We start from the raw sequence: 15,075 nt of genomic DNA, 5'->3' as shown, positions 1-15,075 counted from the left end.
CCGCCGATGAGTGACCGTACGGACGCGGACGCCGTGCCCCGCCCGGTCACCGGCCCCCGTATCGCCCGGCTCGCCTCCCAGCTCGAAGCCGCGCCGGACACCGCCGCCCGCGACGCCCTCACCGAGGCCTTCTGGGCCGAGGCGACCCGCACCGGCACCCCCCTCGTCGAGACCCTCGACGACGACCCCGGCCACCGGGCCGTCACCTTCCTGTGGCGCGGCCACCGCGCCACCCGCCGGGTCCTGCTGATGGCCGCGGGCATCACCGACCCCGAGCGGCTCGCCGACTCGCTCCTGCACCGGCTGCCGGGCACCGACGTCTGGCACCTCGGCCGCCGGCTACGCGCCGACCACCGCGGCTCCTACCGGATGGTGGCCGACATCTCCGCCGGATCCGCCCCCACCGATCCGGCCCTGTTCCAGCGGCGGCTGCTGGCGCTGCGGGCGCACGGTGGGGCCGACCCGCTCAACCCGGCCCGGATGGCGGCCCGTTGGCGTGACGTACAGGATTCGGTCTTCGCGCTGCCCGAGGCCCCGCCCCAGCCGTGGGCCGGGCGGCGTGCCGCCGTGCCGCGCGGTGGTGTGGAGCGGCACACCGTCGCGGCCGGGGTCCTGGGTGCCGAGCGGGACGTGTGGGTCTACCTGCCGCCGGACGCGGTGCCGTTCCGGCCGGCGTACGAGCCCGGGGAGCAGGGGCGGCTGCCGCTGCTGGTGCTCTGCGACGGGGACATGTGGTTCGACCGGCTAGGCCTCCAGGACACGCTGGACGCCCTGATCGCCGACGGGGTCCTGCCGCCGCTCGCCGTCCTCGCCCCGGACGCCGTCGGCACCGCCACCCGTCGGCTGGAGCTGGGCGGACGGGCGAGTTACGTCTCCTTCCTGGCCGACGAGGTGGTGCCCTGGGCGGGCGCCCGGTGGCCGCTGACCACGCGGGCCGACCGGACGGTGGTGGCCGGTCAGGGGCTCGGCGGGATGACCGCGCTGTACGCCGGACTCACCCGGCCCGAGCGGTTCGGCGGGGTCGTCGCGCAGTCCCCGTCGCTGTGGTGGCGGCCGGGTCTGGAGCCCGGGGCCGTGGCGCCGGACACGGTCGGGACGCCGTGGCTGGCCACGCTCGCCGCAGGACTCCGCGACGGGGTGCCGGGCGGCGCGCGCGGGACCGCCGTCCACTTCGACGTCGGCCTGCACGAGGGGGCCCTGGCGGAACACACCGAGGCCCTTCAGGCGGTGCTCCGCGCCCGGGGCCACCGGGTCACCCGCAACCTCCACAACGGCGGCCACGACTACGCCTGCTGGCGCGGGTTCCTGCCGGACGCCCTGGTGGAGCTGCTGGGGACCGGCCTTGACGTGGACGCGGCAGAGTCGCAGGGTGGGGTGGGTCCGGCCGGCCGTTCGGCCGTGCGCGGCTGAGGGCTGCCCGGAAGTCCCGCCGCAAGGTAAAGCGTAAAGAAAGTCCCCAATTGCACGGAACCGTCGCGTCGCTCAGGGCCTCTCACTGTCCAGCAGTTTGTATGGCCTTGAGATAAAACGACCGCAGATGGGGACGACATGCGCGACATCAATCGAAGGGGACTGCTCGGCGCGGGGCTCGGCACGGCGGCGGCGATCGGGCTCGCCGGCTGCGGTTTCTCCAGTTCCTCCGGTTCTTCGGAGGGTGGCAGTGAGAAGGGCGACACCGGTGCCGGCGGCAAGGGCGACACCGGCAGCGGCGGCAGCGGCGGAAACGACGCGCCGAAGGACAAGGTCCGGCTGATCGGCGACGGCTCCACCGCCGACACCGGAAAGCAGCCCCACCAGCCCACCGCCCCCGTTCCGCTCGAACCCGGCGAGACCCCGCCGCAGTTCGTGATCTTTTCCTGGGACGGTGCGGGTGAGGTCGGCAACGGCCTCTTCCCGCGCTTTCTGAAACTGGCCAAGGACCATGACGCGGCGATGACCTTCTTCCTCTCCGGGCTGTACCTGCTGCCCGAGTCGAAGAAATCCCTCTACCGGCCCCCGAACAACCCGCGCGGCGCCTCCGACATCGGCTATCTCACCGACGGCCATGTGAAGGACACGCTGAAGTACGTACGCCAGGCCTGGCTGGACGGCCATGAGATCGGCACCCACTTCAACGGGCACTTCTGCGGCGGTTCCGGTTCCGTCGAACGCTGGACCCCCGCGCAATGGCAGAGCGAGATCGATCAGGCTGTGTCGTTCGTCACGGAATGGCGGACCAATACCGGCTGGAGCGACGAGGACCCGCTGCCGTTCGACTACCGGAAGGAGTTGACCGGCGGTCGCACCCCCTGTCTGCTCGGCCAGGACAACCTCCTGCCGACCGCGAGCAAACTGGGATGGCGTTACGACGCCAGCTCGCCCGGCGGCCGCCAGACGTGGCCCGTCAAGCGCGGCGGCGTCTGGGATCTGCCGCTCCAGGCCATGCCGTTCCCGGGCCACTCCTTCGAGGTCCTCTCGATGGACTACAACATCCTCGCCAATCAGTCGCAGAATTCGACCAAGGGCATGCCCTCGCGTTATCCGGGCTGGCGCAAGCAGGCCACCGGCGCCTATCTCAACGGTTTCGAGCGCGCCTACACGACCAATCGCGCGCCCTTCTTCATCGGCAACCACTTCGAGGAGTGGAACGGCGGCATCTATATGGACGCCGTGGAAGAAGTGATCAAGAAGACGGCCGGTAAGAAGGATGTGCGCCTGGTCTCCTTCCGGCAGTTCGTCGACTGGCTGGACGTGCAGGATCCCGAGGTCCTCGCCAAGCTCCGCACGCTGGAGGTCGGACAGTCCCCCGCGGGCGGCTGGAACTCCTTCTTTAAACAGGCCTGACAAGGGGCTTTACGGGCACCGAGGGGGGTGCGGGAGATCCCCGGAACTGCCATGCGAAACTTTTCACATGAGCTTTGGCCGCCCGTTCCGACGCCGCTTCACCCTGCTCGCCGCCACCGCCGTGGCCGGTGCCCTGACGCTGACCGCGTGCGGGGACGGCAACAAGGCGCAGGGCGGCGGCAACACCAATTTCGTCACCGGCAGCGGGGGCATCTCCACCGTCGCCAAGGGCGAGCGCCCCGACGCTCCGAAGCTCCAGGGCGAGAGCCTGGACGGCAAGCCCCTCGACCTCGCCGACTACAAGGGCAAGGTCGTCGTGCTCAACGTCTGGGGCTCCTGGTGCGGCCCCTGCCGCCTGGAGGCGAAGTACTTCGCGAAGGTCTCCGAGGAGACCGCCGACCAGGGCGTGCAGTTCCTGGGCATCAACACCCGGGACGCGCAGAAGGACCCCGCGATCAACTTCGAGAAGGACTACGGGGTCACCTACCCGAGCTTCTTCGACCCGATCGGCAAGCTCATCCTCCGCTTCCCCAAGGGCACCGTGAACCCGAAGGCCATCCCGTCCACCGTGGTGGTCGACCGGGAGGGGAAGATCGCGGCCCGCACGCTCCAGCCGCTGGACGCCGAGCAGCTGCACGAGATGATCGACCCGATCATCGCGGAGAAGTGACCCGGTGATCCCGCTCGCCCCCTACAGCGACACCGTCACGCTGGCCTCGTACAACGACACCGTCGTCAGCGGGGCCCTGCTGCTGGCGGTGCCCATCGCCCTGCTCGCCGGGCTCGTCTCCTTCTTCTCGCCCTGCGTCCTGCCGCTCGTCCCCGGCTATCTGAGTTACGTCACCGGGGTCAGCGGCACCGACCTGGCCGACGCCCGGCGCGGCCGGGTGGTGGCGGGCGCCGCGCTCTTCGTCCTCGGCTTCACCGCCGTGTTCGCCTCCACGGGGGCGCTCTTCGGCTACTTCGGCGACGAGCTCCAGATGCACTCCGAGGTGCTCAACAAGGTCCTCGGCGGACTGATGATCCTGATGGGCGTCTTCTTCATGGGGCTCCTGCCCGGGGTGACGCAGCGCGAGTTCCGCCTCCACAAGCGGCCGGTGGCCGGGCTGGTCGGCGCGCCGCTGCTGGGAGCGCTGTTCGGGATCGGCTGGACGCCGTGCATCGGCCCGACGCTCTCCTCGGTGCTGTTCCTCTCCGCCGAGAGCGCCACCGCCGGGCGGGGCGCGATACTGACCGTCGCGTACTGTCTCGGACTCGGCGTCCCGTTCATCCTGGCCGCGGTCGCCTTCCGCAAGGCGCTCGGCGCGTTCGGCTGGGTCAAGCGCCACTACGCGTGGGTCATGCGGATCGGTGGCGGCATGATGATCGTGACCGGACTCCTGCTGCTGACCGGTGTGTGGGCCACCCTGATGCAGCAGATGCAGACCTGGTCCAGCGGCTTCGTTGTGGGGATCTGAGTTCATGAGCAAGGCGAACAGCACGGACACCGGCGCGCGTACCGACGCCACCGGCGGCGGGACCGCGGCCGAGCGCGAGCAGGAGCGCGTCGACCACGCGGCCGGCGAGCGGCTCTCCACCGCCCCCCGCGAGGAGCGCCCCGAGACCGAGCCCGGCACCGGCACCGGCGTCCCCGCCATGGGGTTGGTCGGCTGGATCCGCTGGTTCTGGCGTCAGCTCACCTCGATGCGGGTCGCGCTGATCCTGCTCTTCCTGCTCTCCCTCGGCGCCATCCCCGGCTCCCTGATCCCGCAGACCAGCGTGGACGACCTCAAGGTCCAGAACTTCAAGGACCAGCACACCACGCTCTCCCCCATCTACGAGAAGTTCCAGCTCTTCGACGTCTACAGCTCGGTGTGGTTCTCCGCGATCTACATCCTGCTGTTCGTCTCGCTCATCGGCTGCATCGTGCCGCGCACCGGCCAGTTCGTCTCCCAGCTCCGCAGCCGCCCGCCGGGCGCCCCCAAGCGGCTGAACCGGCTGCCCGCGTACACCACCTGGCGCACCGAGGCCGAGCCCGAGCAGGTCCGCGAGGCGGCCCTCGGCGTGCTGGGCAGGCGGCGCTTCCGGGCGCACACGGTGGGCGACGCGGTCGCCGCCGAGAAGGGCTACCTCCGCGAGGCCGGGAACCTGGTCTTCCACATCGCGCTGATCGTCATGCTGGTGGCCTTCGCCGCCGGGCAGCTCTTCAAGTCCGAGGGCGGCAAGCTGGTCGTCGAGGGCGACGGCTTCGCCAACACGCTCACCCAGTACGACGACTTCAGGTCCGGCTCGCTCTACGACTCCGACACGCTGGCCCCCTTCAGCTTCGTCCTGGACAAGTTCGTCGGTACGTACGAGGAGAGCGGCCCGCAGCGCGGCACGCCCCGCACCTTCGAGGCCCGGGTGACGTACACCGAGGGGGCGGAGGGTCCCGAGCGCAAGGGCGTCATCCGCGTCAACGAACCGCTCGTCGTGGACGGCACCAAGGTCTATCTGATCGCCCACGGCTACGCCCCGGTCGTCACCGTCCGGGACGGCACGGGCAAGGTCGTCTCACGGAACTCCGTACCGCTGCTGCCGATCGACAACAACATCACCTCCACCGGCGCGATCAAGGTGATGGACGGCTACCGCGACAAGAACGGCGACAAGACGCAGCTGGGCTTCAAGGCCTTCTTCGTCCCGACCTTCGCGGGCCACGGCAAGGGCCAGATGTTCTCGCAGTTCCCGGGCGCGGAGTTCCCGGTGCTGGCGCTGAGCGCCTACAGCGGCTCCCTCGGGGTGGACTCCGGGCTGCCGCAGAACGTCTACCAGCTCGACACGTCCAAGATGAAGGAGTTCAAGAACGCGGACGGCGAGCTGCTCAAGAAGATGATGCGGCCCGGTGAGAAGCTGGACCTCCCCGACGGCGGGGGCTCCATCACCTTCGACGGGATCGAGGAGTGGGCCAGCTTCCAGATCTCGCAGCAGCCGGGCAGCGGCTGGGCGCTCGGTGGTGCCGTCGCCGCCATCGCCGGACTCGCCGCCTCGCTGTTCATCCAGCGCCGCCGGGTCTGGGTGCGGGCGGTCCGCGGTCCGGACGGGGTGACCGTCGTGGAGATGGCGGGCCTGGGCCGCAGCGAGTCCGCGAAACTCCCCGAGGAGCTGGGCGACCTCGCGGCCGCCCTCGTCACCACGGCTCCGGTCGCGCCGGAGAAACCTGAAGCGCCGGAGAAACCAGAAGCGCCGCAGAATCCTGACGCGCCGGAGAATCCTGACGCGAACGAGGCCGGGAGCCGGCCCGTACACCCTGCTGAAGCACCTGCCGAAGGGGCTGAGAAGTGAATCTCGCCGCCGCTACCAACGAGAGCCTGGCGCACACCAGCAATGTGCTGATCTATTCGTCGATGGCCGTCTACACCCTGGCCTTCTTCGCGCACATCGCGGAGTGGGTCCTCGGCAGCCGCAGCAAGGTCGGACGCACGGCCGCCGCGCTGTCCGGCTCCGCGGCCGGCGCCGCCGCCCCGGTCGTCGTCGCCCAGGGCGGCTCCACCGCCGTGCTGGAGCGGCCGAAGGTCGTCACCCGTGCCGCCACCGGGACCCGGGACGTGCCGGACGGCCCCGGCGCCGCGGGCGGCACGTTCAAGGGCGACCTGTGGGGCCGGATCGCGGTCTCGCTGACCGTGGTGGCCTTCGCCGTGGAGGCGGGCGGTGTCATCACCCGCGCCCTGTCGGTGCAGCGGGCCCCGTGGGCCAACATGTACGAGTTCTCGATCACCTTCTCCACCGTGGTGGTCGGCGCGTACCTGGTGCTGCTCGCCCTGAAGAAGAACGTCCGCTGGATCGGCCTCCCGCTGGTCACCACGGTCCTGCTGGACCTCGGCATCGCGACCACCACGCTCTACACCGACAGCGACCAGCTGGTGCCCGCGCTCCACTCGTACTGGCTGTGGATCCACGTCTCGACCGCGATCATCTGCGGGGCCGTCTTCTACCTCGGCGCGGTCGGCACGGTGCTCTATCTCTTCCGCGACAGCTACGAGAACAAGCTCGCGGGCGGCGGTACGCCGGGGAAGTTCGCAGCCTCCGTCATGGAGCGGCTGCCCTCCGCCTCGTCGCTGGACAAGTTCGCGTACCGGATCAACGCGGCGGTCTTCCCGCTCTGGACGTTCACGATCATCGCGGGCGCGATCTGGGCGGGTGACGCCTGGGGCCGGTACTGGGGCTGGGACCCCAAGGAGGTCTGGTCCTTCATCACCTGGGTCGCCTACGCCGCCTATCTGCACGCCCGCGCCACGGCCGGCTGGAAGGGCCGCAAGGCCGCCTACCTGGCGCTGGTCGCCTTCGGCTGCTGGCTGTTCAACTACTACGGCGTGAACATCTTCGTCACCGGCCTGCACTCCTACGCCGGGGTCTGAGCGACCGCAACCACGAGGGCGCCCCGGGCCTCGGCCCGGGGCGCCCTCGTACGTCGTCAGCCCAGCGGGGTGTCCAGGACCGCCTTGCGGTGGCTGAACGTCTCCAGGGAGTACCGGCCGTGGTAGCTGCCCATGCCGCTCTCGCCGACCCCGCCGAACGGCAGGTCCGAGACGGTCAGATGGGCCAGCGGCAGCCCGATGCCGACCCCGCCCGACGAGGTCTCGGCCAGCAGCCGCTCCCGTACGGCGGGGGAGTCGGTGAACGCGTACAGCGCCAGCGGCTTGTCCCGGTCGTTGATGAAGGCGATCGCCTCGTCCAGGCCGTCCACCGTGACCAGCGGCAGGATCGGGCCGAAGATCTCCTCGCCCATCACGGGCGCGTCCGGCGCCACATCGGCCAGCACGGTCGGCGCGATGTACTTGCTCTCCCGGTCGTGGGCGCCGCCGGTCACCGTACGGCCGGAGTCCAGCAGTCCGGTCAGCCGGTCGAAGTGACGCTCGTTCACGATCCGCCCGTACTCCGGGTGCTCGGCCGGGTCCGCACCGAACAGCCCCTCCACCGCGCCCGCCAGCGCCTCCGCGAGGGCCGGGGCGGTCTCCGGGTCGGTCAGCACGTAGTCGGGGGCCACACAGGTCTGCCCCGCGTTCAGGAACTTGCCCGAGGCGAGCCGCCCCGCCACGGCCTTCAGATCCGTACCCCGGTCCACGAAGACCGGCGACTTGCCGCCGAGCTCCAGCGTGACCGGCGTGAGGTGTCCGGCGGCGGCCGCCATGACGATCCGGCCGACCGTGCCGTTGCCCGTGTAGAAGATGTGGTCGAAGCGCTGCTCCAGCAGGGCGGTGGTCTCCTCGACCGCGCCCTCCACGACCCCGACCGCGTCCGGGTCCAGGTACCGCGGCAGCAGCCGGGCCACGGCGGCGGAGGTCGCGGGCGCCAGCTCACTGGGCTTGGCCACCACACAGTTCCCGGAGGCCAGCGCGCCCACGACGGGGGCGAGCAGCAGCTGCACCGGGTAGTTCCAGGGCGCGATGACCAGGACGACCCCGAGCGGATCCAGCACGGTGTGCGCGGTGGCACCGGTGGGCGCGAGATGCGGCGGTACGGGGGCGGGCTCGGGCCGCAGCCAGTCCGCGAGGTGCTCCAGGGTGTGGTCGATCTCCCGGACCGTGAAGTCGATCTCGGTCCGGTAGGCCTCCTTGCGGCTCTTGCCGAGGTCGGCGCGGAGGGCGTCCGCCAGGTCGTCGCCGTGTTCGGTGAGCAGGGCGCGCAGCCGCTCCAGCTGGCCGGTGCGCCAGGTGAGGTCCTTGGTGCGGCCGGTGCGGAAGGTGGCGCGGAGGCGGTCGACGAGCTCGGCGGGGGTCTCGGTGGGGGTGGCGGGCATGTGGGGGCTCCTCAGGAGGGTCACGCGTGCCCGTAGAAGAAGGACGCGCGCTGCTTTACCCCTTCGAGGATGGCCGACGCCACCCCTCCCACGCGCCCACCGCGCCGGTCGGAAAGATCACCCCCGCCAGGAGGAATAGCCCGTCACGGAGTGGGCGGGGTCTTGTCGTCGGGGCTGCTGCCGTCCTCGCTGCGTCGCCGCTCCTCCTCGTCGGCGGCCGTCCGCTCGGCGTCCTTGTCGTCCTTGAGGGACTTCAGGAAGTCGGGGTTGTCGTCCGGGGCCACCCACTGCTGCCGCCTGCCGCCCGGCTGCCAGGAGGACAGCCCCGCGCCTCCGGCCGCACTGTGCCGCACCTTGCCGGCGAAGAGCCAGCCGATGGAGCCGACCACCCAGAACAGCAGGATGATGAAGACCCAGGCGATCTTGGGCAGATGCTTGGTGTCCTCCTCCGAGGTGTTCAGGCAGTCGATGAAGGCGTAGATCATCAGCGCCAGCGGCAGGATGAACATCAGGGCTCTCATGGCGCGTCCCCCAGTGGAGCGGGCGGCGGGGCTCGGTGTTCCCCGGTGTCGCGGCCAGGGTACCGGCTGGCCGCCGCGAATCCGGGGCCAGGAGCCGGGGGAGCCCCGGCGGGGCCGCGCGGGCGGGGATGACAAACTGGACCGCATGGCTTACGACGATCTCCGCTCCCTGCTCCGGGCTCTTGAACGCGATGGTGATCTCAAGCGCGTCAAGGCCGAGGTCGATCCTCACCTGGAGGTCGGCGAGATCGTCGACCGGGTGAACAAGGCGGGCGGCCCCGCCCTGCTCTTCGAGAACGTCAAGGGGTCCTCGATGCCCCTGGCCATGAACGTGTTCGGCACCGACCGGCGCCTCCTCAAGGCGCTCGGGCTGAAGTCGTACAGCGACATCAGCGACAAGATCGGCGGGCTGCTGAAGCCGGAGCTGCCGCAGGGCTTCGTCGGCGTCCGGGAGGCCTTCGGCAAGCTCGGGTCGATGGTCCACGTACCGCCGAAGAAGGTGAAGTCGGACGACGCGCCGGTCCAGGAAGTCGTGCTGAAGGGCGACGAGGTCGACCTGGACCAGCTGCCCGCGCTCTTCACCTGGCCCGGCGACGGCGGCTCCTTCTTCAACCTGGGCCTCACGCACACCAAGCACCCCGAGACCGGCGTACGGAACCTGGGGCTCTACCGGCTCCAGCGCCACGACAAGCGCACGATCGGGATGCACTGGCAGATCCACAAGGACTCCGCCAACCACTACCAGGTCGCCGCCCGGCGCGGTGAGCGGCTGCCCGTCGCCATCGCCTTCGGCGCCCCGCCCGCCGTGACGTACGCCTCCACCGCACCGCTGCCCGGCGACATCGACGAGTACCTCTTCGCCGGGTTCGTCCAGGGCAAGCGGATCGAGATGGTCGACTGCAAGACCGTGCCGCTCCAGGTGCCCGCGCAGGCCGAGGTCGTCATCGAAGGGTGGCTGGAGCCGGGCGAGATGCTGCCGGAGGGCCCGTTCGGGGACCACACCGGCTTCTACACCCCGCAGGAACCGTTCCCCGCACTGACCATCGACTGCGTCACCATGCGGAAGCGGCCGCTGCTCCAGTCCATCGTGGTGGGCCGGCCGCCGACCGAGGACGGGCCGCTGGGCCGGGCCACGGAGCGGTTCTTCCTGCCCCTGCTGAAGATCATCGTGCCGGACATCGTGGACTACCACCTCCCCGAGGCGGGCGGCTTCCACAACTGCGCGATCGTCTCGATCGACAAGAAGTACCCGAAGCACGCGCAGAAGGTGATGAGCGCGATCTGGGGCGCGCACATGATGTCGCTGACCAAGCTGATCGTGGTCGTCGACTCCGACTGCGACGTCCACGATCTCCACGAGGTCGCCTGGCGGGCGCTCGGCAACACCGACTACGCCCGGGACCTCACCGTCACCGAGGGCCCGGTCGACCACCTGGACCACGCCTCGTACCAGCAGTTCTGGGGCGGCAAGGCAGGCATCGACGCCACCCGCAAGCTGCCCACCGAGGGCTACACCCGGGACGGGGGCTGGCCGGAGATGGTCGAGTCCGACCCGGAGACGGCGGCGAAGGTCGACCGCCGCTGGAAGGAGTACGGACTGTGAGCAGCGCGGCAGAGGCGGCGGCGTCCGTACCGGGGGCGGCGCCGTCGGGCAGCAAGGTGAAGTCCTTCCTGCGGCTGGTGATGATCGAGCACTCGGTCTTCGCGCTGCCCTTCGCGTACATCGCCGCGCTGACCGCGATGTTCCAGCTGGACGGCACGATCCACTGGGGCGTCCTGCTGCTCGTCACGCTCGCGATGGTGGGGCTGCGGACCTTCGCCATGGCCGCCAACCGGATCATCGACCGGGAGATCGACGCCCGTAACCCGCGCACCGCGGGCCGTGAGCTGGTCACCGGTGCGGTGTCGGTGAAGTCGGCCTGGACGGGGGCGCTCGTCGCGCTGGCCGTCTTCCTGGGCGCCGCCGCCCTGCTCAACCCGCTCTGCCTGATGCTCGCGCCGCTCGCGGTCGTGCCGATGGTGGTCTACCCGTACGGCAAGCGGTTCACGAACTTCCCGCACGCCATCCTCGGGCTCGCACAGGCCATCGGGCCGATCGGCGCCTGGCTCGCGGTGACCGGCAGCTGGTCGTGGGACGCGGTGATCCTGGGGCTGGCCGTCGGCATCTGGATCGGTGGCTTCGACCTGATCTTCGCCTGCCAGGACGTCCAGGCCGACCGGGCCCACGGGGTGCTCTCCTTCCCGGCGCGCTTCGGTATCCCGGCGGCGCTCTGGGGCGCCCGGGTCTGCCATGTGGTCACGACGGGGCTGCTGGTCTGGTTCGGTCTGGCGACGGACGCCGAGGTCTTCTACTGGATCGGCATGGCGATCGTCGCGGTGGCCTTCGTCTACGAGCACCGCGTGGTGCGGCCGCACGACCTGTCCCGGCTGAACCGCGCCTTCTTCTCGGTCAACGGCTTCATCGGCATGGCGCTCTTCGCCTGCGCGCTCCTGGACCTGCTGGTGCGCGGCCTGACCCCGTAGCGCGGCAACGCTCAGACGGTCACCAGGTTGTCCGGGCCCCGGCGCGCGGGCGGCCGGCGGAAGAAGAAGGCCGCCGCCACGCCGCCTATCAGGCCGAAGAGGTGGCCCTGCCAGCTGACGCCCGAGTTGGTCGGCAGCACGCCCCAGAGCAGCGAGCCGTAGACCACGGCGACGCCGATGCCTATCAGGACGTCCCAGGGCCGGCGGTCCACGAAGCCCCGGACCAGCAGATAGCCCAGCAGCCCGAAGACCACACCGGAGGCGCCGAGCGTCACCGTGTACGCCGGGGCGGTCAGCCAGACGCCCATACCGCTGAACAGGATGATCGTCACGACGACGGCGGCGAACCTGCGCAGCCCGCCGAGGGCGGCGATGAAGCCGAGGACCAGCAGCGGGACGCTGTTGGACGCGACATGCTCCCAGCCGCTGTGCAGGAAGGCGGCGGGCACCACATCGCGCAGCTCCGCGATCTCGCGCGGGCTGATGCCGTAGGTGTCGAGTGCGTTTCCGGTCGCCACGTCGATGGCTTCGAGGATCCACAGCAGCGCGACCCAGCCCACCATGATGAGGCCGGCGGTGAGCGCCCGTGCGCTGCCGGTCGTCGTGGAGCCGGTGTTGCGGCCGGTTGTCCAGTAGTCGCCCATGGTCTGCCCCTGCCCCCAGGTTGCCGTCATCAGGGGAACGTCCCGGGCCGCCGCCCGGTTCCGGGTGCGGGGTGCCGGGGTGTGCCGGATAGGCTCGCAGGTGTGGAATCCGAGACTTCAGTGACTCATCAGCAGCGGCGGCCTTGGATTGTCGGGGTATCCGGTGCTTCGGGGACCCCGTTCGCCGCCGCCGTCCTGCGCGGGCTGCTGGCGGGTGGCGAGAGCGTGGACCTGGTGGTGAGCCGGGCCTCGCGGCTCACCCTGCTGGACGAGACCGGCATCGCGTTCCGGGACGGGCACTGGCGCGAGGACCTGCGCTGTTGGCTGGAACGTGGCGCCGACGGGAAGCCGGACGCCTTCACGGTGGGCGATGCGGAGCTGGAGCGCGTACGCCACTGGCCGGCCGGTGATCTGGCCGCCGGGCCGTCCTCCGGGTCGTACCCGGCGAAGGGGATGCTCATCGTGCCGGCCTCGACGGCCTGTGTGGCCGGAGTGGCGCTCGGTCTGTCGAAGGATCTGCTCCAGCGGGCCGCGAGCGTGACGCTCAAGGAGCGCCGTCCGCTCGTCGTCGCGGTGCGCGAGACCCCGCTGAGCGGCCAGACGCTGAAGCAGATGGTGGCCCTGGACGAGGCTGGGGCGGTCGTGCTGCCCGCCTCTCCGGCGTTCTACGCGGGCGCGACGCACATCCAGGACCTGGTGGACTTCGTCGCGGGGCGGGTGCTGGACGCGGCCGGGGTGGAACACCGGCTGTACCGCCGCTGGGAGGGAGAGCTCGGTGGCGGCTCCCGCAGTCCGGCCGAGTAAGGGGACCGAGAGGTCCGGGTCAGCGCTTCTTGGTGGCGCGCGGGGCGTGGGTCTTGTCGACGCGGTGCGCGGCGGCGGGCTGGTGGGCACGCGAGCGGTTGGCCAGGTCCTGCAGCTCGCGCATCCGGGCGTAGGCCATCTCGATCGTGTACACGGTGAAGTTCACTCCTGAAGATTCGAAAGCGTTTCTTGGATGTTCTAGAAGATTTGCAGGGTCTGGACCCTGCATGCCTTAGATTCTACACGTAAACTCGCGGTACTGCTGAACAATGGAAGGTTTCAGTCATATGGACGCGGTGGACAGGCAGCTCATCCAGGCCCTCAGGGAGAACGGCAGGGCCTCGTACGCCGAGCTGGGACGGCTCGTGGGGCTCTCCGGGCCCAGCGTCACCGACCGCATCAACCGGCTGGAAACCGCCGGTGTCATCACCGGCTACCGCGCCACCGTCGACTCGGCCTCGCTCGGCCTCGGCGTCACCGCGCTGATCGGGATCTCCCTCTCGGACGCCGCGGACCACGAGGACGTGGCGCACCGGCTGAAGGACCTCGCGGAGATCGAGGACTGCTGGTTCATCGCGGGCGACGACTCGTACATGCTCAAGGTCCGGGTCGGTGACGTGGACGGGCTGGAGAAGACGATCCGGCGCCTGAGCGGCACGAAGGGCGTCTCCCGGACCCGTACCACGATCGTGCTCTCCACCAAGTGGGAGAACCGGGTCGGGGAACTCCCCGAGGAGTCGTAGGCGCGGAGCGCGTGAAGGGGGCCCCTCCCGCCCCAGGGGTGGGGGAGTACGGTTGGTCCGGTCTGTTTGTACGGAGGAAATGGGAGGCGGCCAGGTGGACGCGGGACTCAAGCGCGAGCTGGAGCAGAAGGTCCGGGCCGGCGAGCGGCTGACCCGCGAGGACGGGATCGCGCTCTACGCGTCCGACGACCTGGCGTGGCTCGGCGGGCTGGCGCACGAGGTGCGCACCCGTAAGAACGGTGACGTCGTGCACTTCAACGTCAACCGCCACCTCAACATGACCAACGTGTGCACCGCCTCGTGCGCGTACTGCTCGTTCCAGCGCAAGCCGGGCGAGAAGGACGCGTACACGATGCGGATCGAGGAGGCCGTCAGCCTGGCCAAGGCGATGGAGGGCGAGAACCTCACCGAGCTGCACATCGTCAACGGGCTGCACCCGAACCTCCCGTGGCGCTACTACCCGCGCTCGCTCAGCGCGCTGAAGGAAGCCCTGCCGGATGTGGCGCTGAAGGCGTTCACGGCGACGGAGATCCACCACTTCGAGACGATCTCGGGCCTCAGCGCCTCCGAGATCCTCGACGAGCTGATCGAGGCCGGTCTGGAGTCGCTGACCGGCGGCGGCGCGGAGATCTTCGACTGGGAGGTCCGCCAGCACATCGTCGACCACCGCACCCACTGGGAGGACTGGTCGCGCATCCACCGCCTCGCGCACGAGAAGGGGCTCAAGACCCCGGCGACGATGCTGTACGGGCACATCGAGGAGCCCCGTCACCGCGTCGACCACGTGCTGCGGCTGCGTGAGATGCAGGACGAGACCGGCGGCTTCCAGGTCTTCATCCCGCTGCGCTACCAGCACGACTTCGTGGACATGAAGGACGGCAAGGTCCGCAACAAGCTCCAGGCGCGCACGACGATGGCGACCGGCGCCGAGGCGCTGAAGACCTTCGCCGTCTCCCGGCTGCTGTTCGACAACGTGCCGCACGTCAAGGTCTTCTGGGTGATGCACGGTGTGCAGACCGCCCAGCTCGCGCTCCAGCACGGCGCGGACGACATGGACGGCTCGGTCGTCGAGTACAAGATCACGCACGACGCCGACGACTTCGGTACGCCGAACAAGCTCGGCCGTGAGGACCTGCTGGACCTGATCCGCGACGCCGGTTTCCGGCCGGTGGAGCGGAACACCCGGTACGAGATCCTGCGCGAGTACCCGGGCCCGGAGGCGGACCGGCGCGAGTCGCCGCAGCCGATGCGGGTCTGAC

The 15,075-nt window shown here is 70.2% G+C and carries 15 protein-coding genes; 11 read left to right on the top strand and 4 right to left on the bottom strand.

Features of this window, described 5'->3' with window-relative positions; all coding sequences use genetic code 11:
- Nucleotides 1-6 precede the first annotated feature (6 nt).
- From fes to ccsB, 6 genes are all read left to right on the top strand, one after another.
- Complete coding sequence (gene fes, locus D6270_RS14105) at nucleotides 7-1,410, top strand: enterochelin esterase (protein ID WP_109165073.1); 1,404 nt, start codon at nucleotides 7-9, stop codon at nucleotides 1,408-1,410.
- A gap of 138 nt (nucleotides 1,411-1,548) precedes the next feature.
- Nucleotides 1,549-2,823, top strand: coding sequence for a hypothetical protein (locus D6270_RS14100; RefSeq protein ID WP_109165074.1), 1,275 nt, complete (start codon nucleotides 1,549-1,551; stop codon nucleotides 2,821-2,823).
- A gap of 67 nt (nucleotides 2,824-2,890) precedes the next feature.
- On the top strand, nucleotides 2,891-3,493 hold the full coding sequence (locus D6270_RS14095; protein WP_109165075.1) for a TlpA family protein disulfide reductase: 603 nt from the start codon (nucleotides 2,891-2,893) through the stop codon (nucleotides 3,491-3,493).
- A gap of 4 nt (nucleotides 3,494-3,497) precedes the next feature.
- Nucleotides 3,498-4,280, top strand: coding sequence for a cytochrome c biogenesis CcdA family protein (locus D6270_RS14090; protein WP_109165076.1), 783 nt, complete (start codon nucleotides 3,498-3,500; stop codon nucleotides 4,278-4,280).
- 4 nt (nucleotides 4,281-4,284) lie between these two features.
- Nucleotides 4,285-6,126, top strand: coding sequence for a cytochrome c biogenesis protein ResB (locus D6270_RS14085; protein ID WP_109165077.1), 1,842 nt, complete (start codon nucleotides 4,285-4,287; stop codon nucleotides 6,124-6,126).
- Nucleotides 6,123-7,199 (top strand): c-type cytochrome biogenesis protein CcsB, encoded by a 1,077-nt coding sequence (gene ccsB / locus D6270_RS14080; RefSeq protein ID WP_109165078.1) that lies wholly within the window; start codon nucleotides 6,123-6,125, stop codon nucleotides 7,197-7,199. The genes D6270_RS14085 and ccsB overlap by 4 nt, the downstream gene beginning before the upstream one ends.
- 56 nt (nucleotides 7,200-7,255) lie before the next feature.
- On the opposite strand, the gene D6270_RS14075 is transcribed toward ccsB, so the two are convergent.
- Nucleotides 7,256-8,581 (bottom strand): aldehyde dehydrogenase family protein, encoded by a 1,326-nt coding sequence (locus D6270_RS14075; RefSeq protein ID WP_109165079.1) that lies wholly within the window; start codon nucleotides 8,579-8,581, stop codon nucleotides 7,256-7,258.
- A 143-nt stretch (nucleotides 8,582-8,724) separates the two neighbouring features.
- Nucleotides 8,725-9,090: a PLD nuclease N-terminal domain-containing protein gene (locus D6270_RS14070; protein WP_204117216.1), complete on the bottom strand. Its 366-nt coding sequence runs from the start codon at nucleotides 9,088-9,090 to the stop codon at nucleotides 8,725-8,727.
- Between the two features lie 157 nt (nucleotides 9,091-9,247).
- On the opposite strand from D6270_RS14070, the gene D6270_RS14065 reads away from it, so the two are divergent.
- Both D6270_RS14065 and mqnP read left to right on the top strand, forming a co-directional pair.
- Complete coding sequence (locus D6270_RS14065) at nucleotides 9,248-10,705, top strand: menaquinone biosynthesis decarboxylase (RefSeq protein ID WP_109165081.1); 1,458 nt, start codon at nucleotides 9,248-9,250, stop codon at nucleotides 10,703-10,705.
- Nucleotides 10,702-11,625, top strand: a complete 924-nt coding sequence (mqnP, locus tag D6270_RS14060; protein ID WP_109165082.1) for a menaquinone biosynthesis prenyltransferase MqnP — start codon at nucleotides 10,702-10,704, stop codon at nucleotides 11,623-11,625. Before D6270_RS14065 ends, mqnP begins: the two co-directional genes overlap by 4 nt.
- Before the next feature lie 11 nt (nucleotides 11,626-11,636).
- On the opposite strand, the gene D6270_RS14055 is transcribed toward mqnP, so the two are convergent.
- Complete coding sequence (locus tag D6270_RS14055) at nucleotides 11,637-12,269, bottom strand: rhomboid family intramembrane serine protease (RefSeq protein ID WP_109165083.1); 633 nt, start codon at nucleotides 12,267-12,269, stop codon at nucleotides 11,637-11,639.
- Nucleotides 12,270-12,389: 120 nt separating this feature from the next.
- Here D6270_RS14055 and D6270_RS14050 point away from each other — a divergent pair, with 120 nt between their 5' ends.
- A complete protein-coding gene (locus tag D6270_RS14050) occupies nucleotides 12,390-13,073 on the top strand; it encodes a UbiX family flavin prenyltransferase (protein ID WP_109165084.1) in 684 nt (227 codons plus the stop codon).
- Between the two features lie 19 nt (nucleotides 13,074-13,092).
- On the opposite strand, the gene D6270_RS32515 is transcribed toward D6270_RS14050, so the two are convergent.
- Nucleotides 13,093-13,239, bottom strand: a complete 147-nt coding sequence (locus D6270_RS32515; RefSeq protein WP_158070726.1) for a hypothetical protein — start codon at nucleotides 13,237-13,239, stop codon at nucleotides 13,093-13,095.
- 121 nt (nucleotides 13,240-13,360) lie between these two features.
- On the opposite strand from D6270_RS32515, the gene D6270_RS14045 reads away from it, so the two are divergent.
- Complete coding sequence (locus D6270_RS14045; protein ID WP_030803885.1) at nucleotides 13,361-13,816, top strand: Lrp/AsnC family transcriptional regulator; 456 nt, start codon at nucleotides 13,361-13,363, stop codon at nucleotides 13,814-13,816.
- Nucleotides 13,817-13,910: 94 nt separating this feature from the next.
- Nucleotides 13,911-15,074, top strand: coding sequence for an aminofutalosine synthase MqnE (gene mqnE, locus D6270_RS14040; RefSeq protein WP_109167452.1), 1,164 nt, complete (start codon nucleotides 13,911-13,913; stop codon nucleotides 15,072-15,074).
- Nucleotide 15,075 lies beyond the last annotated feature (1 nt).

It is taken from the genome of Streptomyces griseus subsp. griseus, from assembly GCF_003610995.1.
Taxonomy (GTDB): domain Bacteria; phylum Actinomycetota; class Actinomycetes; order Streptomycetales; family Streptomycetaceae; genus Streptomyces.
Note: the sequence above shows the minus strand (reverse complement) of the source record. Positions and strands in the feature narration are given on the sequence as shown.

Excerpts from the sequence above, each read along its gene's own strand:
- fes (WP_109165073.1), top strand. The coding sequence starts at position 7 with ATGAGTGACCGTACGGACGCGGACGCCGTGCCCCGCCCGGTCACCGGC.
- D6270_RS14100 (WP_109165074.1), top strand. The coding sequence starts at position 1,549 with ATGCGCGACATCAATCGAAGGGGACTGCTCGGCGCGGGGCTCGGCACG.
- D6270_RS14095 (WP_109165075.1), top strand. The coding sequence starts at position 2,891 with ATGAGCTTTGGCCGCCCGTTCCGACGCCGCTTCACCCTGCTCGCCGCC.
- D6270_RS14085 (WP_109165077.1), top strand. The coding sequence starts at position 4,285 with ATGAGCAAGGCGAACAGCACGGACACCGGCGCGCGTACCGACGCCACC.
- D6270_RS14075 (WP_109165079.1), bottom strand. The coding sequence starts at position 8,581 with ATGCCCGCCACCCCCACCGAGACCCCCGCCGAGCTCGTCGACCGCCTC.
- D6270_RS14070 (WP_204117216.1), bottom strand. The coding sequence starts at position 9,090 with ATGTTCATCCTGCCGCTGGCGCTGATGATCTACGCCTTCATCGACTGC.
- D6270_RS14065 (WP_109165081.1), top strand. The coding sequence starts at position 9,248 with ATGGCTTACGACGATCTCCGCTCCCTGCTCCGGGCTCTTGAACGCGAT.
- D6270_RS14055 (WP_109165083.1), bottom strand. The coding sequence starts at position 12,269 with ATGGGCGACTACTGGACAACCGGCCGCAACACCGGCTCCACGACGACC.
- D6270_RS14045 (WP_030803885.1), top strand. The coding sequence starts at position 13,361 with ATGGACGCGGTGGACAGGCAGCTCATCCAGGCCCTCAGGGAGAACGGC.